Genomic DNA, 22,430 nt, shown 5'->3' with positions numbered 1-22,430 from the left:
TCACCCCGGCCATGATTCTCTTTCGTACCTTTCATAGCCGCTTCAAAGAGGAAAGGCGCATCAGCGTGTCCGGCACGGAAACGAAGATCGTTATTCGGCAGAAAATGTCGAATCGGATTCTGGTGGCGGTCGGATTTCCGGCCCTGGGGGCGGTGGCCGGATGGCTGCTGAAGCTCCTGGCGAACTGGGCTGCCTCCTGGCCCTGGGTTCCGTTGCCGGGGCCGCTCGAACTCATCAACAACGTGCCCGAACCGACAGTGACGCTGGTGAGCTTGCTGGTCGGGGCCTTGGCCGGTGGCGTCATCGTGCTCATGGCCGAATACGGCTACGTAACCGTCACCATCGAGGACGACCAGGTCACAACAGACCGCGGCGACTCCAGCCAGAGCGTTCCCCGGGCCATGGTCCATGGGGTGTTCGCCGAAGGCAAGCGGCTGGTGATACTCGGCGAGCGGGGCGAGGAACTGGCCGTGGAAAGCAAGAACGAGGGCGCGGACCTGCCGTCGGTCAAGCAGCTCGCGGAGGGCTTTCAAGCACGCGGATATCCGTGGTTTCCGGAGGGGGACCCCTATCGGGACGAATACAGGCGATGGGTCGAGGACATGCCGGGCCTGCCGGCCGGTGGCAACGCACTCCTTAAAGCGCGGGCCGAAGCACTAAAAAAGCAGGACGAGAAGAACATCGCCGAACTGCGAAAGGAACTGGCAAAGCTAGGCGTGTTCGTACGCGATACGGGCAAGAGGCAGTGGTGGCGCCATGTCCGGCAGGCGGATGACCAGAAGAGCAACCATCTCTGAGAAGACCACTGGGCGCTGCTGGCGGCTCTGAAGCGAATCCCGGACCGGGGTTACCTCGGCTGCAGCCCCCTGGTCAAGCCCCCGCACAAGCGCCTCTCAGCCGCTACCCAGTCCAACGCCAGCGACCGCACTGCTTCCGCCGAGGCGCTGGAGGCCGAGCCGGACCGGCGGCTGCCGCCCCGGGCATGCTGGAACACCTCGCCCGGGCGGGGCGCACTGGACCGGCTGGTGGCACCGCCTCGACCCCTTCCGGTTCGGATCCGAAGCTGAAGGACCCGCTGGCCCGGTATGTGGTCACTGTGTTCACCAATGGCTCCGGCCTCGGGGCAACCCAGGCCGCCCGGCGCAGGAGGACGGTGGCTGCGCACGAGCCGGCCGCTGGAGGCGAGCCGCTCGACACGCTTGCGCAGGCGCCGCCGGGTGCCGGGTCGCGTGAAGCTGTCGGGACGGGGAGTGCCTGGCCGGGCGTTGTATTTCGTACTTTCCCGAATTAGTCTTGGCGCATGGAGGAGTCCGAGGTTCTCGACGAGCTCTTGCGCGCGCTAGCGAGCAGGCACAGGCGCCGGATCCTTCTCGGGATCTGGGAGACCGAGCGCGGGGCCGGAGAGTTGGCCGACCTCCTTGGCCTCGCCCCTGCCACCGTGTCGGAGCACCTGAAGGTGCTCCGCAAGACGGGCCTGGCCACCATGAGAGCCGAGGGCACCTTCCGCTTCTATCGAACCTGCCCGCAGCAGGTGCGGTACGGCGTCGTACTGATGGCACGAGCCTTCCCGGGCATCGAACAGCCGGCTGGGTTCGACACCTCCCCACCGGAGATCTGAGGAACAAACATGAACGAAGATGGGACATACCGGGCGAACGCCGTGGTGCACTTCGACATCAGCGGCCCACATGAGGAGGACCTGCACCGCTTCTACAGCGATCTGCTGGGCTGGCAGGTCAGCCCCAAAGGACCCGGCTACGCGCTGGTGCAGACGCCCGGCGGGCTGGGCGGAGCGATCAGCAACGCCCCGGACGCAAGCGTCTGCATGGGCGTTGCCGTCCCCGACATCGAACAGGCCGTCTCCCGTGCCAGCGAGCTGGGCAGCGAGGTCGTGATGCCACCCACGGACAACGGCTGGGTCACCAAGGCCCAGGTCAAAGACCCCGCCGGCAACCTGCTGACCCTGATCCAAGCATGAGCACCCGAAGCGGCGGCTACTCCAGCACGCCCCTGGCTCAGAAAATCGGCATCAAGCCCGGCCACACCATTCATCTGCTCCACCGCCCCGCCGGTTGGACGATCCCGGATCTGCCCGAGGGCTGCACAATAACCGGTGGGAGCCCTTCAAAGGCGGACACGACGATCGCGTTCTACCGGTCGCTGAGCCCGCTGCGCTCCGACGCCTCAGAGATAGCGGCGGAGTTGGGCGACCAGGCGATGCTGTGGATCGCCTGGCCACGGCGAGCGGCCGGCCACCAAAGCGACATCACAGAGAACCTGGTACGTGACCTCCTCCTCCCCCACGGCATCGTCGACGTGAAGGTCGCCGCGCTCGGTGAGGACTGGTCCGGGCTGAAGTTCGTCCGCCGACTGGAGAACCGCAGAAGAACGTGATCCGACCCGGGCAACCACCGACGAACCCACGACAACCACCACTCTGCGTTTCCGCGGGCCCACTCCACCTCGCCAACCGGAGTGCACATCTTCGTCGGCTCCCATGCCGACAGGAACGGGCCGAACTCGCTCCAGGCGTCTTCCCATAACTTCACGATCGCCCGGTACTTGGTCCCCACACCTCGGCGGATGCCAGGGCCGCATCCTCGTCGGGGACGGTGTAGACCGGCTTGAGCACCTTGACGATCTTGTCCCAGTCCTGCCGTGCTGCGCAGCGGAAGGAGCTGCGCAGCAAGTGCACGATGCTTGCCTGGACCACGGTGCGGGGCCAGACGCATCGACCGCATCGGGCATGCCCTTCAGCCCGTCGCAGACGAGCATGAGGACGTCGTCCAGGCCGCGGTTCTTAACTCGGAACACGTGCAGCCAGTACTTGGCGCCCTCACCGCCGTCGCCTGCCCAGATCCCCAGGATGGCGCCGTGACCATCCACCCTCGGCCATCACCGCGATGGCTTCGAACCTCCTTTTGGGGGCACCACCTGACGCACCAGCTCAACGACTCGCTTTGTGACCGCCAGCTCGGTCTCCAGCTCCCGGATCCGTCTGCGTCCTGTCTGCGCCAGGTGAGCTGATTCCATCTTGATCTCCGCTGGTCACAGGCTGATCGCAGGCCGCGCGGCGCGTCGGCAATCGAAAGAGCTCCTGGTAAGTCGAGGTTTGCGACCACCTTGACCACCAGGAGCTCCGACGCCGTTCCATCGTGCTGCGCTGGATCTGTCCCCCTCGGCCCGCGAGTTCGTGGCCGACCTGGTCCGCGGGCATCGAGCGGAGCCGGGGTCTGGGTGGCGGCGGCCGCCTCCCGGCCGTCAGGCGCTGCCGGTGCCGGTGCACCTGCGCCGCAACGAGACCTTCGCGCGCCTGGCGGCCGAGTTCGGTGTCGGCGCCCGCGACCGCGCACCGCTACGTGACCGAGGTGATCGACCTGCTCGCCGAGCCGGCCCCGGACCTGCGGCAAGCGCTGCGGATCGCGCGGCGCAAGGCGCAGGTCGTGCTGGACGGCACGCTCGCGCCGATCGACCGGCTGCCGGGCGCAGACGACCGCCCGCACTACTCGGGCAAGCATCGCCGCCACGGCGTGAACGTGCAGTTCCTCACCGACCCGCACGGCGAGCTGATCTGGGCCCCGCCGGCGCTGCCCGGCTCGGTGCATGACCTGACAGCGACCCGTGAGCACGGCACCGTCGACGGCCTGACCCTCTGGGCGATCACCGGCCACGCCGACAAGGGGGGCAGGGGCCGGCGCCGCCATCGGCACTCCCCGCAAGTAGAAGAAGGACCGCAGGCCGGGGAAGCGCAAGAAGCCGTTCCACCGGTACCACGCCAAGGTCCGCGCCATCGGTGAACGCGGCGCCGCATGACCGCTGTGGTCCAAGCGATCCTTACCCTCGAACACCAGGGCCGATGAGGATGGAATCACCTCAGTCCGTCCGCTGTGTCGATGCCGGACGTGACCTGTCATAAGCGGTGCCCACTCCCGCGGACGGTGCGACTCCCGTTATTCCATGAATTGATGTACCTTGATCTGTTCATGTGGCGGGGGGTTCGCGGTGCCGCCCGGGATGGTTGATGCGTTCGAGAATTCGCTGGCTAAGTATGATGTCATGCGGAAGATGCCTCATTTCACGGGCATCTATGGTGACGCCGTCCTCTTGAGGATTTCCGCAAGATGGCTCCAGTGATCTGTTTCCGTGCGCCCAGCAGAACGGGAGGTGATGCCGCGTGAGCGGCTGATCTTGTTCGTAAGCTCGTCGTCGCTTGCCGGTGGAAGTCCGGTCCGGGTAGCTGCCAGGAGGCCCGGTAGCAGGCTGGTGGTTTCGTCTGGAAACGGGCGGGGTCGAAGCCCAGCGTCAAAGGCCCTGAGAGGGGGAGCGATGGTGCGGTCCGTAGCGTGAAGCGAAGCCTGCGGCGTCGTTACTCACCCGCCCGTGAGGGTGGGGCAAGGGAGTGCCGAGCCTCTCGGAATCGGGGTGAAGGCCATGGAAGCGGTGAAGAGCCTGGAAGCAGCCGCGAGGAACTCCCCGGCGTATGGGGCGCGGAACGTGCCGATAGTGGCGGCGGGAACTGGGGAGGCCCTCCCCGGCCCAGTGGCCTGCGGAAATTGTTGCTGGAGCGTCGCACCTTATAACCGATGACCTCGGGAAATGGGTGGCGTGCCGGAAGGGCGTCGGAGGTGGCCGTAGTACTGATCGAGCCGACCGGACAACATAACCGGCGGTGAGGGAAGGGCCACTGCTTCGTCGATGCACGTGATGTTGAGGAGGAGGCCCGGTGAGTGCCGGTCAGGCTATTGCCGCCGCTTCGGGATCGCGTCGGACGTCAGTGCCGCGTGATCCGGTCCGTGCCTTGCAGCATGTGCTCTACCGGGCGGCCAAGGCCGATCCCGGACGCAGGTTCCACGCGTTGATGGACAAGGTCTATCGCAGAGACGTCCTGCAGCGCGCGTGGGTGACGGTGCGCGCGAACAACGGCGCACCGGGCATCGACCGGACCACCTGGCCGAAGTCGAGGAGTACGGGATCGCCCGGCTCCTGGAGGAAGTGGCTGCTGAGCTTCGGGAAGGCCGCTATCGTCCGCTGCCCGCTCGCCGGGTCCTGATTCCCAAACCGGGGGTCAGGGACGAATGGCGGCCGTTGTCAATCCCGGCCGTTCGGGACCGAATCGTGCAAGCCGCTTTAAAGATCGTGTTCGAACCGGTCTTTGAGGCTGACATGCGCGACTGCTCGTTCGGCTTCCGGCCCCGGCGGTCAGCACATGACGCCCTGCAAGTGCTCATCGACGAGCAGGCGAAAGGGCGCCGGTGGGTGGTGGAGACGGATATCGCCGACTGCTTCACGGCGATCCCGCACGATGAGTTGATGCGAGCGGTCGAGGAACGCATCTGTGACCGGACCCTGTTGAAACTCTTGCGGCAGATTCTGCGCGCCGGGGTGATGGAGGACGGGCAGGTGCGACGTGATGTCACGGGCACCCCGCAGGGCGGGGTCATCAGCCCCGTACTGTGCAACGTCTATCTGCACCGGCTCGACCGGGCATGGGACGAAGCGGATGGGGTGCTGGTCCGTTACGCAGACGATCTGATAGCGATGTGCTGGTCGCGCAGTCAGGCCGAACGGGCTCTTGCCCGGTTGAGCGAGCTGCTGGCCGGGTTGGGGTTGGAGCCCAAGGCGGCCAAGACCCGCATCGTTCATCTGGAGGTCAGTGGGGAGGGCCTGGATTTCCTGGGCTTTCATCATCGGCTCGTCAGATCCCGAGGCGTCAACGGCAGACGTGGCTTTGTGTTCCTCGCGCGCTGGCCCGCGGACAGGGCCATGCGGCACGCCCGCGACCGGATCCGGGAGATCACCGACCGGAGCAGGCTGCCGCGACGGCCGGAGACGATCGCGGAGGACCTGAACAGGTTTCTCCGCGGCTGGGTCGCGTACTTCAAGTACGGGCACTCGGCAGAGCGTCTCAGCAAGATCAGGAGATTCGCGCAGTGGCGGCTGGCGCGGTTCGTCAGCAAGAAACACCGGCGCAGCACGAAGTTCGGATGGTGGGTCATGAGCAATGCCCGGCCCATCGACCTCGGCCTGATCAGCTTGTATGGAATCGTCGTCGCACCCAGGGCCGGAAAGCCTTGGCGGGAAAGACCGAATGCCGCCGGTGAACGACGTCGGTAAGCCGTGTGCGGGAGAACCGCATGCACGGTTTGACGGGCGGGAGCTGGAAACGGAGCAGAACTGGCCACGGTCATCGGGGAAAGCACACCCGACCGGGAAACCGGCGGAAGACAGGCCCCGAGCCCTACCGCCACAAATGTCACCGCGCCAGCTCCCGACCCTACATTTTTTCGCGCGTGTAGCCTTGGGGAGGCGTGTCTGGCCCTACCACCACGCGTGTGGTTTCCTCTATTTCCCTGGCCGAGGCTTCGGACCAGAGTTGTGAAGAGCCCCAACCTCGATCGTCCAGAAGCAGGAACCGACGACCGTCTGCAAGCACCGCTTCATGACGGACCGTCACTGCCACTTGGCCAGGGTCGGCGACCTTGTCCTCGACATCTACTGAGGTGATGAGCTTGCATGCAGAAGCCATGCGGCAAGCATGACAGGTTGTGCCTCGCGCTTCTGCCTGGAACATGTTTTTGTTGGGTAACGTCGTCGACACACTTGCACTCAACCAGCCCGTTATCGAGATGCCCATCCCATCGTCCTGTGTCTCCGGAGCCTGGAGTCTCAGGGCGGCCTGATGCACTGAGGATGGCCGCATTTGAGTGCGGCCTACACGGCAGATCCTAGGACGCTGGGGACAAAGCTTCCAAGCCCTCGAAGCCGACGTCCGCGCCTGAGGTCAGCAGTGGAACACCATCCCCAAACCAATTGTGTTGTTGTCTCTGCCGGGGGCGATGAGTCTCCGCCTGCCCAGGCCGAGTCTCGTCAGGTGCCGGGTGACGGTGCGGCGATTGATCGGGAACCCGAGATCGGCGAACTCGTCGGTGATGCGCTGGGTGGACCACTTGTGCTCGCGTCAGCAGGACTCGATCTTCTCGATGACCCAGGCTGGTGTCGCGCTCGGACTTCGGTGCGTGCTCGAGGAGCGGTCGCCCAGCCCGGCCTCCCCGTGACGCCGCCACCGGTTGACGCACTTCGACGCGCAGGCGCGGGTGAAGCGCCCCAGGGAACACCAAGTAGGGCATTGCTCGTGGAACACCCCTGCCGGTGACTACACCCGACTGATAATTGTCTTGATCTGTGTTGCGGCGCGCAGGCCGGTGACGATCGCTCCGTCGATCGATGGGATCGATAGGTAGTCCCCGCAGAAGGCGATCCGGCCCGCCGGCGCTGCCAGATGTGGGAGCAGCGCGAGGTGACCTGGTTCCCAGGCGGGATAGCCGGGGTCCCATCTCCGCACATGTGCCCCGCACACGACCTTGCGGAGCCCTGGGAACACCTGCTCGATCTCCGTTACGAAGCGGTCCGCCACGGTGTCGTCCGGCAGATCCCATACCTGCCGGGCACTATCGTCGCTGGCATAGGACGACAGTACTCTGGAGCGGCCGGAGCCGGTCAGCACGGCCGGGTTCAGCAACGTTGATACCACAGGCAGGTCGCAGGTGATCGCCCACTCTCCCCGCCACACGGGCGCGCGGAGGAACAGCGCCACCGACAGGAACCTGCCGTACCGCACCTGTTTGAGCGCTCTCAGCCGCCTGGCCTCGAGCCCGGTGACGATCTGTCGGACCTCCGGCGTCGGCACGGCGACCACGCATGCCTTGGCGATGACTGTGTCAGTGCGGTCGCGGTTGCGGATTGTGATCTCCACTCGTTCGTTGGTCTGCTTGATGGCCTCCGCGTGTGCACTGGTCTGGATTCGTCCGGCCAGTGCCCGCTCGAACGCCGTGAGGACCTCTTGCATCCCGCCTCGGGCGCGGTTGGCGCCGCCGATGCCCCCTTGGTTTTCGGATCCGAGCATCGCGTACGCGTACAGCGCGGACAGGGTCTCTGGTTCCTTGCCGGTGAGCGAGCGGAGTAGGACGCCATACAGGGACTGTACGGCGGGGCGCCGATCGGCGATCGCCTCGGAGAATGATCTTGCGTCGAGGTCGGCTGCGCTTGGTGCGAGAAGACCCGTCGGCGCCGTCGGGTCGACGAGACTGGAGATCATGCCGGAGACGCGAGCCGACTCGCGTTCGACCGCTGCGATATCGGCCAGGCCGCCCGCGCCCACCCGGAGTCCGCGCATCAGCGATGTCGCCGTGGCCGTGCGGCGCCGTCCGGCCAGGAAAAACCCGCCTTTCTTGGGCAGCTTCACCCGCTGCACGCCCAACGTGTCGAGAAGGCCCGCGCTCGTGGCCCCGGCCAAAAATTGCGCGCCGAGGTGGTATGGCTGTCCCTCCCACTGATCGGAGCGCACCCGGCCGCCGATCCTTTCGGCTGACTCAAGGACGACCACATCGCGGTCGCGCAGCGCCCATGCCGCGGCGAGGCCGGCGACACCGCCGCCGATGACGGCCACATCCAATTGATCGGAGCTCATCAACGCCCTCCTCATACCCGTGTTCCACACAGGGTTTGTCATGTCGGATGCCCAGGGTTTCGGGGTAACAGATCAGCGGCAGTCTTCACGTACCGGGCGGCGTCGGATTCGCGTTGCCCAGCCGGCAGATGATCAGGCAGAGCGTGTGCACAATGTCCAGCGCGCGCACGATGACCATGGCCCCCTTTGATGCCGCCGCCTCAGCGGCGGCCTGCACCACCGGGGCCACAAACGAAACGAATTCCGTCGTGAGCGGGGCGAGCGCATCGGCGGCCGCGTCGCGCATTTGAGTTCACGATCCCCGCAGTCGCCACAACTGCCGTATGGCGCCAGCGAGGCCGATCCATCCGGTGAGGAACAGTGGCCAGACCCAGCCAAGCGGGATCACCAGGGCGGCGAGGGCGGTCGCTCCCCAGATGACCGTTCGGCGGCGGATGAGGCGGACCTCATGGAATGCCAGCGGTGTTGCGCTTTGGTTCCCCCATGCGTGGCCTGTCAGGATCACAGTGCCGTACACGACCAGCATGGCGATCGGCACGAGCAGAAAGGCGCTCGCTAAAGACACGGTGGTGACCATTCCCGGCACAGCCATCGCTATGGAGCCCGCGCTGACCAGCAGACCGGCTACTGCTTCGGCTCTTTGAAACGAGGCAACGCGTGCCGTGCTAATGGCTTCAGCGGTGCTGATGTCTGCGGTGCTGATGTCTGCGGTGCTGATGTCTGCGGTGCTGATGTCTGCGGTGCTGATGCGTGCGGTGTTGCTCGCGGTGCTGCGTTGGGGGTTCAGGCCCTCCGGGGATGAGTGAATCGTCGACCAGGGGCGCAACCGGCGTTCGTGCTTCATCGGTGGGTTCAGCTTTCGATCAGTACCCGGACGGGGCCGCGTTCGTCACTGATGACGCCGTGCTTGACGTGTCGGCTGAGTCGCGTGAAGAAGCGGTCGGGATCCACCCCGGCCTCTGGTGCGAACACTCCGTGCCGCTGGATTTCGCCGTCGGCGACCATGCTCAGCATGATCGCTGCTGGAATGCAGGTCAGTGGTCCCATGCCACCCGGGATCGTCCCGTCCAAGTAGGCGGCTCTGGTTTCGGTGCGCCCTTCCTTCCGGCCGACCGCCAGGGCGAACAGTTGCGGCAGGTACTGCTTCCCGGTGATCCGTTCACGTGCGGCCGCGGCGAGGGCGCGAGCCGCGCCCTTTACGCCCGCGGGTCCGGCTTTGCCGCCATAGAGCGCACCGGCCAGGCTTCGAGCGGCTTCAGGCACGGTGAGGCGGCCTGAGTTGACGGCCTCGGCCGTGGCTTCGATCAGCGCCATGACCGCGAGGGGCATGTCCATGACGTTCACTGAACGCCGGATCGAGGGGAAGTAGCGGGGGAGAGTGACCGGCTCTGGATGGCCGACGGTGTACGCGGTCACTGGCCGGTGCCCGGGGAGCCGCACCGTAACGGGTTGCAGGGGCCTGCCCTGCTCTTGTCGGCCGTTGTTCTGGATCGGGATCGGTCCGGTCAGTTGCTCGACCCAGTGTTCGATGGCGGCCGTCACGCTGTCGGGGTGCGATTGGTCGTTGTCTTGTCTGCCACCGGTGCCCCAGCCGGTAATCAGGGTGTCGATCGCGGTGAGGTCCTCCATGGCCCTGATAGCCAGCAGGTTGCTGATGCCAGGGCTGGCGCCGGCGCCGACGATCGCGGTCAGGCCTGCTTTCCGGGCTGTTTCGTCGTACTCGAGAAGTTGGAGGGTGGGACCGGGGTCATCGCAGATGTCGACGTAGTGGCATCTCGAGGCGAGCGCTGCTTCCAGGATCGTGGTGCCGAAGCGGTAGAACGGCCCGACCGTCGAGATGACCGCGTCGCATTCGGTCAGCAGTCCGGAAAGCTGACGGCGGTCGGTGACGTCGACCTGAGCCGGTCTGGTCCTGTCCGAGCCGCTGGACGCAGCCACTTGGTGTGCTCCCTGGCCGTCACGGTCGGCGATCACCAAGTGCTCGACGAACGGCAGTTCGAGCGCGGCGGCCACTGCGGACCGGCCCATGTGGCCTGCGCCACCCAGTACTGCGAGCCTCACTGGTCACCTCGGTTCTGCATCGCCATCCGGGAAGACCGGAGACGTTGGCCGGTCGCTTCCGTTTGCGTGGGAATGGCTCGCGCTGTACGGGATGGAGCGTCAGGGCAGCCGATGCCGTCGAGGATCGACCGGAGGTGGCGCAGGCCGCGGGTGACGTAGGCGATGCCGTGGGAGCGTGTGTCGGTTCTGGCGACCGAGCGGTATCCGAGGAATGCCCGGGCGAAACCGATCATGCGGTCACGATCGATCGCCTCGGTGATCGGCTGACTGCTGCGCGCCTCGTGCGCGGCCATCCGCGCGACCAGGTAGCCGGTTTCCTGGAACAGCGGACCACCGCCCGCCCGTGCCTGGCCGAGCCCGGTGATGAACAGCCCGCGGACCTTCGGAACGATGAGCTGGGAATGCAAGATCGGAAGGTCGCCTTCCCAGTCGAGCAGGTCGTCTTCGGGATGCAAGAACGGAAATGAAATCTGGTATCCGACGGCGTACACGATCAGGTCGTACTCGCCGGTGGTGCCGTCGACGAAGTGGACGCGGTGCCCTTCTAGCCGCTCCGCAGCGGGCCGTGGCTTGATGCGCCCGTGACGGATCAAGCTCGGCAGATCGCTGTTGACGACGGGGTGCTTGTCCAGAATGCGGAAGCCGGGCGGCGCAAGGCCGTAGCGGCTGAGGTCACCTACCGCGCATCGGTGAATCACCCGGGCGATAAGCCGGTCGACCCATTCGCCCTTGACCGGTAGGCACCGCCCCAGTTCTGCGGTCGGAACGCCGAGGAACAGCTTCGGGAACAGATAGGTACCCGATCGCATGCTGATATCCGCACAGCCGTTCATACGGGCGGCCGTGACGGCGATGTCGCAGCCGGTGTTGCCATTGCCGATGACCAGAACACGAAGGTCGCGGAGCTGATCGGCGTCGCGATAGGCGTCCGAACGGATGATGGCGCCGTCCCATTCGCCGGGATGGCTAACCGGCCTCGGCGTGGAGTGATGGCCGGTCGCGATGGTGACCGTGTCCGCCTCGACGATCTGCCCGTTGTCCAACTCGACGATCCATCGCCGCAGGCCACCCGGCCGCACGCGCCGGACCGACGTTCCGAAGCGGCAGGGGGCGTTCAGGTCGAAGGCGGCGGCGTAGGACCCGAGGTATCGCGCCATCTGCGCCTTGGAGGGGAAGTCCGGGTAGCTGCCCGGCATCGGATAATCGGGCAGCTCGGTGGTCCTGCGGCTCGAGATGATCGACGCGTGCTCATAGGCCCCCGTGTGCCAGAGCCCACCCGGCCCGGGGTTGCGATCGACCACAACGACCTCGTCGCCGATCTCCATCAGCTTCTTTGCGACCGGCAAACCAGCGAATCCGGCTCCAACGACGCAGTGTCTGATCACGAACCCCTCACCCACTCCCGACCTGTTCATGAATAAAACGATCGTATATCCCATGAACTCTGCGTGCAATGCTTCCCAAATGAGCCACGACACGCCTGCAGAAGCCACCGTTCCGTCGGGAGATGGCCGCCGTCAGATCGGGGGGAGGACTGCGCCCGGTTTCACCGGCGTGCGCCAAGCCTTCGAAGCGACCCTCGTCCACCGCACAGGGACAGGTGCCGCGCTCTGCGTCCTCCACAACGGCCGGACGGCAGTCGACCTGTGGGGCGGGACGGACGTGCACGGCCGCCGTTCACCGCAGACACGCTCCAACTGGTGTTCTCGGCGACCAAGGGGGCCGCCGCGCTCTGCGCGGCCCTGCTGGTCGAACGCGGCCAGCTGGACATCCACCGGCCAGTCGCCTACTACTGGCCCGAGTTCGCGCAGGCAGGCAAACAGACGCTGACGGTCGACCAGGCCCTGTCGCATCGCGGTGGGCTGGCCGCACTGGACCGACGGCTGAGCCTCGACGACGTCTTCGGCGGCGAACCGGTCATCGAGTCCCTCGCGGCACAACGCCCTCTGTGGAAGCCCGGCAGCGCCCATGGCTATCACGCGGTGACCTACGGATTCCTGGTCGGTGAACTCGTCAAACGCGTGACCGGCACCTCGCTGAGCCGCTACTTCGCGGCCGAGGTGCGAGAACCGCTCGGCCTGGACTTCTGGATCGGGCTTCCTCCCGACCTGGAACCTCGCGTGGCACCACTCATCGACGGCCCGCCACCAGGCCCTGCGCAGCGGCTCATCCTCCACATCGCGCGCCGCCGCCGCAGCCTGCTCTGGCGCTCACTGACCCTCGACGGAACGCTGCACAGCGCCTCGACCGCCGAACTGCCCAACCACCGCCGAGCCCACGCGGCGCAGATGGCCTCCGCCACCGGAATCTGCACCGCCCGCGCATTGGCCAGCATGTACGCCGCCGCCCTGGGCCAAGCCGGAGGCCCCCCTGCTCTCACCCCCGGTCCTGGAGACCGTCACCCGGCCACGCGCCGAAGGCTGGGACCGCTGCATGTTCACACGATCAAGGTTCGCCCTTGGATTCGGGCTCCACAGCAAAATGTCCCCGTTCATCAGCCCCGCCGCGTTCAGGCACTACGGGATCAGCGGCTCATTCGGCTTCGCCGACCCGACACTCGACCTCGCCATCGGCTACATCACATCGCACATCGCACCCGACGCCACCAACGACCCCCGCACCCGCGCCCTGCGGGCGGCACTGATGAAGTCAGCCACGACGACCTGACGCACCAGCCGTCACCGCCGCGCCACCGTCAACCGAGCCACCATCGATGGCGGCCAGCCAGTCAAACAACGTGGGAAAACGGTCACCCAACCCAAGTCCGGCAAGCATTCCCCGCGCGTCCGCGAGACGCCGACGTGCCCGGACACCAGACCACCGCTCCGGCAACAACTCAGGAGGCAGCAGAGGATCGGGCTCGATCGCGCGGGCGAACTCCAGCGTCGTCGCAAAAACATCCCCGGCGACAGCATCAGGCCCGGAGCCTTCCACATCAACGTTCGCCCGCCCAAGGCGCCTCTCGAGCCGGCCAAGGAAATCCTCATAACCGCGCGCCACCGAAGCCAGCGGCCACAAGATCCCGGCCAGCTCCCGGGGGTCAGTCACTCCACCGAGACTAAGCCGGTCTGACTCCATCATCGCGAGCGTCTCAACGATCCCCAGCCGTTCGGCCTCCGTGACGAACACCTCGCCCAGCGCGTGCGGAGACACATAAAGCCCTCCGTGCACAGGCGCGGCACCAAAGTAGAGCAGGTGATCCCGGAACTCATCCCGCGCGGCACGGCGGTCCTCCGACACCGAGAACCCCACGAGCCGCCAACGACCGTCCCACGGCTCCAGACCAGCGTCCTGGCGGTAGGCGAAATGCACGTACTCCAACTCAGGCAAGATCTGGCTCGCAGAATCGCCCCGGGCCACGAACGCGGCCCGACGGCCCCGGCCACCAACCTGCTCCAAAGCCCCCTCAGAGACCAGCCGCCGCAGGCACAACCGCACCTGCATCTCGGTCATCCCACAGGCCTCGGCCACCCCGTAAAGCTCAGCCGCATCCAGGTACCCGTCCCTGCGAACGCACCCGAGAATCAACGTCCGCGTCGGGATCGAAATATCCTCCGCCATCGACCTAGATATACGTCCGCGCGGGACCAACCCGCAAGTAACCGGTCGGGGGGTCTGTCTCGCTAAGGGCTCTGTCGCTCTTTCGGTGGTAGCGGAAGGTGTCAGCCTGTCACGCTGAGGCGTGATCAAGGACGGCGGTCTTGTCGATGTGGTGTTCTCAGGGCTGTCCGGCCTGGTCATCGACGATGTAGCGGATGAAGGCGAGCGAATCCGGGTACGGGCCCGCAGCCGAGAGGGCCTGGTCCCGTGCCCGGGATGTGCCGTTGAGACCGCCCACGTCCATGCGCGGTGCGAGCGAACGGTGGCCGATCTCCCGGTCGACGGGCGGCCGGTGATGGTGGACGCGCAGGTACGCCGCCTCGCCTGCCGCAACTGGCGCTGCCCACGGCGAACATTTCGGGAACAGATCCCGGGAGTGCTGAAGCACTACCAGCGACACACCACTCGCCTGGCCGCCCAGGTCGGGGCGCTTCAGTCGCACGGTCGCCTTCGCTTTACCATCGCCGCCGATCGCCGAGTACCCGGAATAGGCGTCATTGCCGACATCAAGCACACGGTAGCCCCGCCCCCAGGTGGCGCGGTCACGGTCACGCTGGGCCGCGAAGGCTTCGCGTGCCCGTTCGGTTGCATCATGCGATGGTTTGGCGGACGTGATGGACAGGCTGATCAGCACGGTCCGGAGTTGATGGCCGCCGGGCGTGCCCGGAGTGGATTCCTCGAGCCCCGCCCGCAAGCATGTCCAACTGTCGGTGCTGGTGTGCCACGCCTTGTTCTCCCCGCCGGGCGCGAGTCGCTGCAGGGATGTGGACGTCGGCAGTGCACAGGCATCGGCGACGGCCGTGAAGTCCGCCGTCGGCGGCTGTGTCGCGGGTGGCCGTGTTGCAGGCGACGACTCGGTCGTAACAGCGAGAGGCGAGTCGGTGTTGGAGGCCGTCCGGGCCGAACATGTGATGGGGACGGTCGCCAGTCCGATGCCCACCAGGGCGAGGATGTCCAGCGTGACGCCAAGGCTCTGGTTCCGACGTTGCTTGAAGTACTCGGTAAGCTGGCGGATGCACGTGCCCCGCGGGGAGGCCCCGAAACCAGGTGGTGGTGTCGCCGACCGGTTCAACGGTGGCGGCGCTGACCGAGGAGGGCATCAGCCCGCGTTCTGTGGGCGGCCGCTTCCGCAACGACGGTGCGGGACGCCCCGCCGAGCCTGACGTCGGGGGTGGGCGTTGGGGAGGCTGGCTGGTCTGACGAGCCGGCGCTTGCGGCATTGTGTTTGGGTTGGCGCGCAGATCGTTGGAAGGTCCATGCGGCAGGGGGAGAGCGGCCATGATCGTCTGTGCTCCCTTCGCTGGGACAGGCGGTTGCGCCGCGCAGACTTCTTGCCACGGGTTGCTCGCGGGGTGACACGCCCCTCGTAGGGTGTCTGACCTGGGGAAATGCTCTCACTCCGGGCGTGGAGGGCAGGCCTCCCCGCCCTGGTGTCGGGTTATGTCTGCTGTGGGCTGTGAGGCGGTCGCCACGATCAATGCCCACTCGGGCCCGGAAGTCCGCGCACCAGGCTGGGCAGACCAGCACTGGATGGAGGTCAACTTAGTCTCGATCGTGCTGGGTAGGTCGGCGGCTCTGATCCCCTGATCACTCAGCTCGCTGGTTTTGTTCGCGAGTCTCGGCACCAGATGTTCGGGAGTTCGGGCACCGCGTGGATCGGGTGGGGGCGATGTTTGCGAATTTCGGCCCCACTCGCTATGGCGCGCTTTCCGCTCTCGCTGTGGTGCGCCCGGGGGCTGGTCGACTGTGACGGAGAGTTATACCGTCGGGCGGCGTGTCGGCGCACGCTGGGCGGCATGAGCGGATGTCGGCGCCGCGGGACATTCGTGAGGGAACTCTCCAGCCGCTGGCGGAGTGGGGGCTGTCATTCGGGCTTGGTCTGCCCGGGGCGGGGCGAGCAGGGTTCTACCGATCGGGTCCACGATCACCGCCGCGGAGCAACGATCGGCGCCCGGATCCGCTTCGCCGGCAGGTGACAGGGCGAGGCGTGCGTGTGGGGTCGGCTGCGGGCGGTCTCCGGAGGTCGGCGGGGGAAGTAGGTACGGACTCCCGGGCGGTTGAGTATGGGTACTCAGGCGGTGGCGTGATGGCCTCGGCAAAGTGGCGCCCGAGGTGATGTCAATGAGTATGGACCAGCAGTCCACGGGATGGGCCGCCGGTGGTTCGTCCGTCGCAGCGGTCGTCGATGAGCTGGAGCTTCGTATGGCGTCCGAGGTGGACCATGAGTGGATCCGCCGTCTCCGGCATGAAATCTACGCGCGGGAACTCGGCCAGCACACCCCCAACGCCGCCGGCCTGCTCACCGATGACCTCGATGGGAGCAACGTCTACATCGTGGCGGTCCGTCGTGGCGAACCGGCCGGGTTCATCAGTGTGACGCCTCCGTGGGCAGGCCGCTTCTCGATCGACCGCCATCTGCGGAGGGACGAGCATCCTGCGCTGTGTGATGACGGCCTGTTCGAGATCCGGATCCTGGGCGTCGATCCGAGCCTGCGGGGCGCGATGATCGGCAGGCTGCTGATGTACGCGGCGCTTCGCTGGGTGGCGGGGCACGGAGGCCGGGGCATCGTGGCCTTGGGGCGGGTTGAGTTGCTGCCGATGTACCTGGCGCTGGGGCTGGCGTCCACCGGTACGACGGTGCGCTCGGGGGCCGTGGAGTTCCAGCTCCTGACCGGTGACGTCGCCGAGCTCACCGACCGGACCCTGCGACGGCACGGGCCGCTGCTGCGCGATCTGGGACGGAGGGTGCGGTGGAGGCTGGAGGTCTCGTTCCTGTCCGAGGACGAGTCCTGCGCCCACGGTGGTGCGTCCATCGAGGCGCTGGGGCGGGGGTTGGACACCCTGGGCGCGCACGGCGACGTGGTCCCCGCCGACGTGCTCGACGCCTGGTTTTCGCCGGCTCCCGTTGCGGTCGCGGCCTTGACCGGTGGGCAGGAGTGGATTGCGCGTACGTCTCCGCCGGCTCGGGCCGACGGGCTCATCGAGGAGATAGCGCTTCGCCGGGGCCTGCCCGAGAGCGCCGTCGCAGTCGGCGCGGGTTCCTCCGATCTGATCTTCCGTGCGTTCCGCGGCTGGCTGGACGCCTCCAGCCGGGTGCTTCTGATGGATCCCTGTTACGGCGAGTACGCGCATGTCGTCGAGCGGGTGATCGGCTGCCGCGCCGACCGGTTCCCGTTGTACCGGGCGGAGGGCTGGCGGATCGACCCGGAACGTCTCGCCCGCGTCCTGCGGAAGCACTACGACCTGGTGGTCATCGTCAACCCCAACAACCCGACCGGGGTTCATCTCGACACGGCCGGACTGCGGGGGGTGCTGGAGGGTGCGCCGGGCGGGACCCGATTCTGGATCGATGAGGCATACGCCGGTTATGTCGGCGATGGGCAGACGCTGGAGTCTTACGCGGCGGAGGCCGGCAACGCCGTCGTCTGTACATCGCTGTCGAAGATGTACGCCCTGTCGGGCCTGCGGGCGGCCTATCTCACTGGACCTCCATCGATCGTGGCGGATCTGCGTCGCTGGACCCCGCCGTGGTCGGTGAGCCTGCCCGCCCAGATCGCTGCGGTGAGCGCGCTGCGCGATCCGGCGTACTACACCGCCCGATGGGCCGAGACGGCGGTGCTGCGCGCCGAGCTGGCCGCGGCGCTCGCGGAGGCGGGCGAGAACCTGGGCGTCAGCGAGTCGGTGGCGAACTTCGTTCTGCTCACGCTGCCCAGGGGCGGGCTCACCGCGTCCCGGCTTGTCGACCGGTGCCGGCGGCGGGGCGTGTTCCTGCGGGATCTGTCGCCGATGTCCCCGGCCTTCGAGGGCAGGACGGTGCGAATCGCGGTACGCGACGCCGCGGCGAACGCCCGCGTGGCGGGCGCCGTCGCCGAGGCCCTGCGCATTCCGCCCGGTATGGCGTGACCGAGGTCGCGGACCTGGCCCCTTTCCTTGCCGGCACGCTGTTCGTCGGCGGCATCGCGGCCGGGCTGTCCAGGCGGCGTGAGTACCTGCTGCGGTGGTGCGCCTGGGCGGTGGGCGTGCCCGTCGTGGCCGTCGCCCTGAACATGGGCCCTGCCGGTGCGGCCGCCCTCGCCGCTTCGGCGGCAGTGGCGTGCGCCGTTGAATACGCCGCACTGACCGGCCTGCCCCGGCTGGACCGCGCGGTGCTCGCCGTCGCCGTACCCGTGGCGCCGGTGACGGCCTGGCTGGCACCCGGCCAGTTGCCCCGGCTCCTCGCCCTCACCCTCGCAGCCGTCGCCCTCGTGCCGGTCCTGGCCGGTGACGCGGCCGGCGGACTCTCCCGGCTGTGTTTCGGCGTGCTCGGAGTGATCTGGTTTGCACCGCTGGCCGGCGTGGTCCTGCTCGGCCCGCAAATCCTGGCGTTGTTCGCCGCGGTGTCGATCGCCGACATCACCGCCTCGTTCGGCGGCCGGTCGCTCGGCGGGCCACCCCTTTCCCGGCTGTCGCCGTCCAAGCACTGGAGCGGCCTGCTGACCGGGACCGTCACGGGACTGGGCACCCTGGCCGTGCTCGGTGCGTTCACGCCGCCCTGGGCCGTCGCGGTGGCGGTCGGCGCCCCGCTGGGGGACCTGCTTGAGTCGATGGTCAAGAGAGGTGTCCAGGCCAAGGACTCCGCCTCCTGGCTGGCGGGCGCCGGGGGCCTGCTCGACAGGCTCGACTCTCTCCTCATCGCCCTCGTGCTCGCCCTGGCGCTCGGCTGACGGCCGCCCGGATTCCACGGCGCCCCCGCCGCGGAATCAGCGGTCGGGGCGTGCTGGGCCGTTCGAGGCAGGCGAGGACCGGCGGGCTCATCCATGCCTGTCCGCTTCGGGGCAACCGGGACGGCACCCCAAGATCCTCACAGTACGGTTTTGGGCTCTGTCGCTCTTTCGGTGGTAGCGGAGGGTGTCATCCCGTCACGCTGAGGGGTGATCAAGGGTGACAGGCTTGTTGAGGTGGTGTTCTCGGGCCTGTCCGGCCTGGTCATCGACGATGTGACGGACGAGGGCGAGCTGATTCGGGTGCGGGGCCGCAGCCGTAAGGTGCCGGTGCCCTGCCCGGAATGCACGGTTGAGAGCGCCCATGTCCATGGGTGGGGCGAGCGGACTGTGGCCGATGTTCCCGTCGATGGACGGCCGCTAGATCGTGATGGGGGTTGTTGAGTGCTCTGGTTAGACGTCATCTCATTTGGGTTGGCGCCGGTAGTCTGCGGTCGTGGAGATGGTCGAGCGGCTGGTGCCGGAGGAGTTGTGGGAGCTGTTCCAGCGGGTGGTACCGCCCGCTCCGACCAGGCCGCAGGGCGGCGGGCGGCGCCGGTACGGGGATCGTGAGGTGCTGGCGGCGATCATCTTCGTGGCCACCACAGGTTGCACGTGGCAGCAGTTGCCGCTGGTGTTCGGGCCGTCGGGCCCTACCGCGCACCGGCGTTTCACCGAGTGGAGTGCCGCGCGGGTGTGGGCCAAGCTGCACCGGCTCGTGCTGAACGAACTGGGTGCGCGCGGCGAGCTGGACTGGTCGCGGTGCGCGATCGACTCGGTCAGCGTCCGTGCGAGCAAAGGGGGGAGCTGACAGGCCATCCTGTCGACCGAGGCAAACGTGGGTCGAAGATCCATCTGCTGGTCGATCGTGCCGGACTGCCGCTGTCTGTCGGGATCTCAGCGGCCAACACCCACGACAAACTCGCGCTGGAGCCGCTGGTGCGGGGGATCGCGCCGATCCGCTCCCGGCGCGGACCACACCGGCGCCGCCCGGCAAAGCTGCACGGCGACAAGGGCTATGACTACGCCGACCTGCGGCGCCGGCTACGCGGGCGGGGCATCACCCCGCGCATCGCGCGCCGTGGCATCGAGTCCTCCGACCGGTTGGGGCGGCATCGCTGGGTGGTGGAACGGACGGTGTCCTGGCTGAGCGGCTGCCGCCGCCTGCACCGCCGCTACGAACGCAAGCCCGAACACTTCCTGGCCTTCGCCGGCATCGCCGCCACCCCCATCTGCCACCGCCGACTCGCCAAATGAGATGACGTCTAATACGACAACGACAGGTTGTAACGTACTGCCCTGTTCAGCGTGATGATCGTGGTGTGACGGCGGATGTGGCTTTGGGATGGTCGGCCGGGTTCGAGGCCTATGCGGGCCGGTTCGCGGGACGGTTTCCGCGAGTAGAAGCGCGCCGCCGGATGGTGTCCTACGTGCGGGGACTGCTGAGTGAGACCGAGCGGAAGAACGGGTGGACGCTGGCGGAGGTGGCGGGGGATGCCGGGCCGGAGGGCATGCAGCGGCTGCTGAACTTCTACCCCTGGGATGTCGGCGGGGTGCGCGACGACGTCCGGGACGTCGTCGTCGAGTGCCTGGCCGATGAACGCGATGGCGTGCTGATCGTGGATGAGACCGGTTTCTTGAAGAAGGGGACGAAGTCGGCTGGTGTCGCCCGGCAGTACTCGGGGACGGCGGGCCGGATCGAGAACTCCCAGATCGGTTTCTTCCTCGCCTATGCTTCGCCGGCCGGCCGGGCGTTGATCGATCGGGAGTTGTACCTTCCCAAGGAATGGACTGGTGACCGGGAACGGTGCCGGGCAGCCGGGATCGACGATGAGGTGGAATTCGCGACCAAGCCCGCTTTGGCGCAGCGGATGATCGAGCGTGCGGTACTGGCCCGGGTGCCGTTCGGTTGGGTGACCGCGGACGAGGCTTACGGCATGGACACCAAATTCCGGCTGTGGCTGGAGGCCGACGACATCCCGCACGTGGTGGCGGTGCCCAAGTCCGCCGCGGTGGTAGCGATGGACTTGACCAGACCCCGTGCTCATCAGGTGATCGCCGACCTCCCCGAGGAGGCGTGGAAGCGTATGAGCTGTGGTGACGGGGCACGCGGGCCACGCATGTCGGACTGGGCCGTATCCGACATCCGGCCGCTGCGACGATCCGGCTGGGGGCATTGGCTCCTGGCCCGGCGCGGCATCGCCGACCCGTCCGAGTTGGCCTACTACATTTGCTTCGGCCCTGCCGACACCGGCATGGAGGAATTGGTGCGAGTGGCCGGCAGCAGATGGGCGATCGAGGAATGCTTTCAGGTCGCTAAGAACGAGACCGGTCTGGACCACTACCAGGTCCGTGGCTACCGAGCCTGGTACCGCCACATCACCCTGTCGATGGCAGCTGCAGCCTTCCTGGTGCTCATCCGTGACGCCGCCCGTAAAAGGGGGAATCGGAAGTGGAACAGTCCAACCTGATCGCATTGAGCCTCAACGAGATACGCCGTCTGTTCAACCGCATCACCGCCCCGATCATCCACAGCAGCAGCCACATCCTGCACTGGTCGACCTGGCGACGACATAGCCAGATGCGCGCCCGGACCAGCCACTACAAGAGACGCACCAATCACGACCTGTCGTTGTCGTATTAGACCGTGTCCTATGTGGTGGGTGATCGTGGATCTTGCGTGACAAGTGAACAGTGGAGTTGGCTCGTCCCGGAGGGCTTGTGGGAGATCGTGCAACCGCTGCTGCCGCCGCCACGAGCGCGGCCACAGGGCGGCGGGACGGCGAACATCGATGACCGGGCGGTATTCGCGGCGATCGTGTTCGTGCTGACCAGCGGGTGTGCGTGGCGGCATCTGCCGCCGTGTTTCGGGGCGTCCAAGTCCACGGTGCACCGCCGCTTCACCCTCTGGTCACGGGCCGGGGTGGGGGCGACTGCATCAGGTGCTGCTGGACCGACTCGCCGACGAGGGGCTGCTGGACCTGTCACGCGTCATCCTCGACTCCGCGCACGTACGGGCGAAAAAGGGGGCGGCCATACCGGTCCGAGCCCGGTTGACCGCGGCAAACCCGGCTCCAAAATGCATGTCCTGTCCGATGCCGCCGGCCTGCCCATCGGCGTTGGCATCTCAGGAGGCAACGTCCACGACCTGCACGGGCTGAGGCCGATGGTCGAGGGATTCCAAATGAAACACGACCCGCAGCGGGGCCGGTGTCGCCTGGTCGACAAGCTGTATGCGGACAAGGCATATGACCGGCCTGACCTGCGGCGTTGGCTCCGCAGCGTGGGCATCACCCCGCGCATCGCCCGCATCGGCGTCGAGTCCAGCCAGAGGCTGGGGCGGCGCCGCTGGCTGATCGAACGCACGATCTCGTGGTTGACCGGCTACCGCCGCTTGTCACCCCGCTATGAACGCAACCCCCGCAACTACCTGGCCTTCCTCGGTCTCGCCGCAGCACTCACTTGCTACAAACGCCTACTCACACTCACCACGTAGGACACGCTCTTAGTGGTCGTAGGCGATCAGTGATCGCTTGGTCGGGGCGTCGGTGAGCCAGTTGACG

22 protein-coding genes and 2 pseudogenes are annotated in these 22,430 nt (G+C 67.0%); 16 read left to right on the top strand and 8 right to left on the bottom strand.

Annotation, left to right across the window (positions count from 1 at the left end; all coding sequences use genetic code 11):
- The 4 genes from AF1_RS35340 to AF1_RS36590 form a co-directional block, all read left to right on the top strand.
- The coding region (locus tag AF1_RS35340) for a YqeB family protein (RefSeq protein ID WP_306303187.1) at positions 1-797 on the top strand (797 nt) is incomplete at its 5' end.
- A gap of 503 nt (positions 798-1,300) precedes the next feature.
- Positions 1,301-1,618, top strand: coding sequence for an ArsR/SmtB family transcription factor (locus tag AF1_RS25400; RefSeq protein ID WP_067804346.1), 318 nt, complete (start codon positions 1,301-1,303; stop codon positions 1,616-1,618).
- Positions 1,619-1,627: 9 nt separating this feature from the next.
- Positions 1,628-1,978: a VOC family protein gene (locus AF1_RS25395; protein ID WP_067804343.1), complete on the top strand. Its 351-nt coding sequence runs from the start codon at positions 1,628-1,630 to the stop codon at positions 1,976-1,978.
- The gene (locus AF1_RS36590) at positions 1,975-2,394 is read left to right on the top strand and encodes a hypothetical protein (RefSeq protein ID WP_067804340.1); all 420 of its coding nucleotides are present in this window, start codon (positions 1,975-1,977) and stop codon (positions 2,392-2,394) included. The genes AF1_RS25395 and AF1_RS36590 overlap by 4 nt, the downstream gene beginning before the upstream one ends.
- Positions 2,395-2,501: 107 nt before the next feature.
- Here the strand turns inward: AF1_RS36590 and AF1_RS36585 are convergent.
- Positions 2,502-2,886 (bottom strand): annotated as a pseudogene (locus AF1_RS36585) (transposase); the annotation flags it as partial.
- A gap of 443 nt (positions 2,887-3,329) precedes the next feature.
- Here AF1_RS36585 and AF1_RS25385 point away from each other — a divergent pair.
- Positions 3,330-3,797, top strand: coding sequence for a transposase family protein (locus tag AF1_RS25385; RefSeq protein WP_067804337.1), 468 nt, complete (start codon positions 3,330-3,332; stop codon positions 3,795-3,797).
- Positions 3,798-4,896: 1,099 nt separating this feature from the next.
- Positions 4,897-6,114 carry a group II intron reverse transcriptase/maturase gene (gene ltrA / locus AF1_RS25380; RefSeq protein ID WP_207394219.1) on the top strand — a complete coding sequence of 406 codons (1,218 nt, stop codon included), beginning with the start codon at positions 4,897-4,899 and terminating at the stop codon, positions 6,112-6,114.
- Between the two features lie 160 nt (positions 6,115-6,274).
- Here ltrA and AF1_RS34815 read toward each other — a convergent pair whose 3' ends face one another.
- From AF1_RS34815 to AF1_RS25350, 6 genes are all read right to left on the bottom strand, one after another.
- Complete coding sequence (locus AF1_RS34815) at positions 6,275-6,634, bottom strand: hypothetical protein (protein ID WP_131732980.1); 360 nt, start codon at positions 6,632-6,634, stop codon at positions 6,275-6,277.
- Positions 6,635-7,153: 519 nt separating this feature from the next.
- On the bottom strand, positions 7,154-8,467 hold the full coding sequence (locus tag AF1_RS25370) for a flavin monoamine oxidase family protein (RefSeq protein WP_165488465.1): 1,314 nt from the start codon (positions 8,465-8,467) through the stop codon (positions 7,154-7,156).
- Positions 8,468-8,552: 85 nt separating this feature from the next.
- Positions 8,553-8,753 (bottom strand): hypothetical protein, encoded by a 201-nt coding sequence (locus tag AF1_RS25365; protein WP_067804328.1) that lies wholly within the window; start codon positions 8,751-8,753, stop codon positions 8,553-8,555.
- A gap of 6 nt (positions 8,754-8,759) precedes the next feature.
- Complete coding sequence (locus tag AF1_RS34810) at positions 8,760-9,311, bottom strand: hypothetical protein (protein ID WP_131732981.1); 552 nt, start codon at positions 9,309-9,311, stop codon at positions 8,760-8,762.
- Positions 9,312-9,319: 8 nt separating this feature from the next.
- Positions 9,320-10,528, bottom strand: a complete 1,209-nt coding sequence (locus AF1_RS25355) for a saccharopine dehydrogenase family protein (RefSeq protein WP_131732982.1) — start codon at positions 10,526-10,528, stop codon at positions 9,320-9,322.
- Positions 10,525-11,943 carry a flavin-containing monooxygenase gene (locus tag AF1_RS25350; RefSeq protein WP_255218833.1) on the bottom strand — a complete coding sequence of 473 codons (1,419 nt, stop codon included), beginning with the start codon at positions 11,941-11,943 and terminating at the stop codon, positions 10,525-10,527. The genes AF1_RS25355 and AF1_RS25350 overlap by 4 nt, the downstream gene beginning before the upstream one ends.
- 33 nt (positions 11,944-11,976) lie before the next feature.
- On the opposite strand from AF1_RS25350, the pseudogene AF1_RS37110 reads away from it, so the two are divergent.
- Positions 11,977-12,870: pseudogene (locus AF1_RS37110) on the top strand (serine hydrolase domain-containing protein); the annotation flags it as partial.
- Between the two features lie 139 nt (positions 12,871-13,009).
- Positions 13,010-13,195, top strand: a complete 186-nt coding sequence (locus tag AF1_RS25340) for a hypothetical protein (protein ID WP_067804314.1) — start codon at positions 13,010-13,012, stop codon at positions 13,193-13,195.
- On the opposite strand, the gene AF1_RS25335 is transcribed toward AF1_RS25340, so the two are convergent.
- Positions 13,178-14,089, bottom strand: coding sequence for a PaaX family transcriptional regulator C-terminal domain-containing protein (locus AF1_RS25335; protein WP_067804310.1), 912 nt, complete (start codon positions 14,087-14,089; stop codon positions 13,178-13,180). The genes AF1_RS25340 and AF1_RS25335 overlap by 18 nt on opposite strands.
- Before the next feature lie 121 nt (positions 14,090-14,210).
- Between AF1_RS25335 and AF1_RS37105 the strand changes: the two genes are divergently transcribed.
- From AF1_RS37105 to AF1_RS33690, 8 genes are all read left to right on the top strand, one after another.
- The gene (locus AF1_RS37105; protein WP_084263321.1) at positions 14,211-15,215 is read left to right on the top strand and encodes a transposase family protein; all 1,005 of its coding nucleotides are present in this window, start codon (positions 14,211-14,213) and stop codon (positions 15,213-15,215) included.
- Between the two features lie 1,034 nt (positions 15,216-16,249).
- Positions 16,250-18,031, top strand: coding sequence for an aminotransferase class I/II-fold pyridoxal phosphate-dependent enzyme (locus AF1_RS25330; RefSeq protein ID WP_165488466.1), 1,782 nt, complete (start codon positions 16,250-16,252; stop codon positions 18,029-18,031).
- Entirely contained in the window at positions 18,028-18,831 is an 804-nt protein-coding gene (locus AF1_RS25325; RefSeq protein ID WP_084263319.1) for a phosphatidate cytidylyltransferase, read from the top strand. The genes AF1_RS25330 and AF1_RS25325 overlap by 4 nt, the downstream gene beginning before the upstream one ends.
- 207 nt (positions 18,832-19,038) lie before the next feature.
- Entirely contained in the window at positions 19,039-19,272 is a 234-nt protein-coding gene (locus AF1_RS34805; RefSeq protein WP_131732986.1) for a transposase family protein, read from the top strand.
- Between the two features lie 58 nt (positions 19,273-19,330).
- Positions 19,331-20,124, top strand: a protein-coding gene (locus AF1_RS25315; protein WP_131732988.1) for an IS5 family transposase whose coding sequence is annotated in 2 segments (ribosomal slippage) — positions 19,331-19,661 and positions 19,661-20,124 — 795 coding nt in all. Because the reading frame shifts where the segments join, the coding sequence is not laid out codon by codon here.
- Between the two features lie 65 nt (positions 20,125-20,189).
- A complete protein-coding gene (locus AF1_RS25310; RefSeq protein ID WP_067804305.1) occupies positions 20,190-21,338 on the top strand; it encodes an IS701 family transposase in 1,149 nt (382 codons plus the stop codon).
- Complete coding sequence (locus AF1_RS33695) at positions 21,320-21,511, top strand: hypothetical protein (RefSeq protein ID WP_084263317.1); 192 nt, start codon at positions 21,320-21,322, stop codon at positions 21,509-21,511. The genes AF1_RS25310 and AF1_RS33695 overlap by 19 nt, the downstream gene beginning before the upstream one ends.
- A gap of 36 nt (positions 21,512-21,547) precedes the next feature.
- On the top strand, positions 21,548-22,363 hold the full coding sequence (locus tag AF1_RS33690) for an IS5 family transposase (RefSeq protein WP_242609024.1): 816 nt from the start codon (positions 21,548-21,550) through the stop codon (positions 22,361-22,363).
- Positions 22,364-22,430 lie beyond the last annotated feature (67 nt).

Source organism: Actinomadura formosensis NBRC 14204, from assembly GCF_001552155.1.
Lineage (GTDB): Bacteria > Actinomycetota > Actinomycetes > Streptosporangiales > Streptosporangiaceae > Spirillospora > Spirillospora formosensis.
Note: the sequence above shows the minus strand (reverse complement) of the source record. Positions and strands in the feature narration are given on the sequence as shown.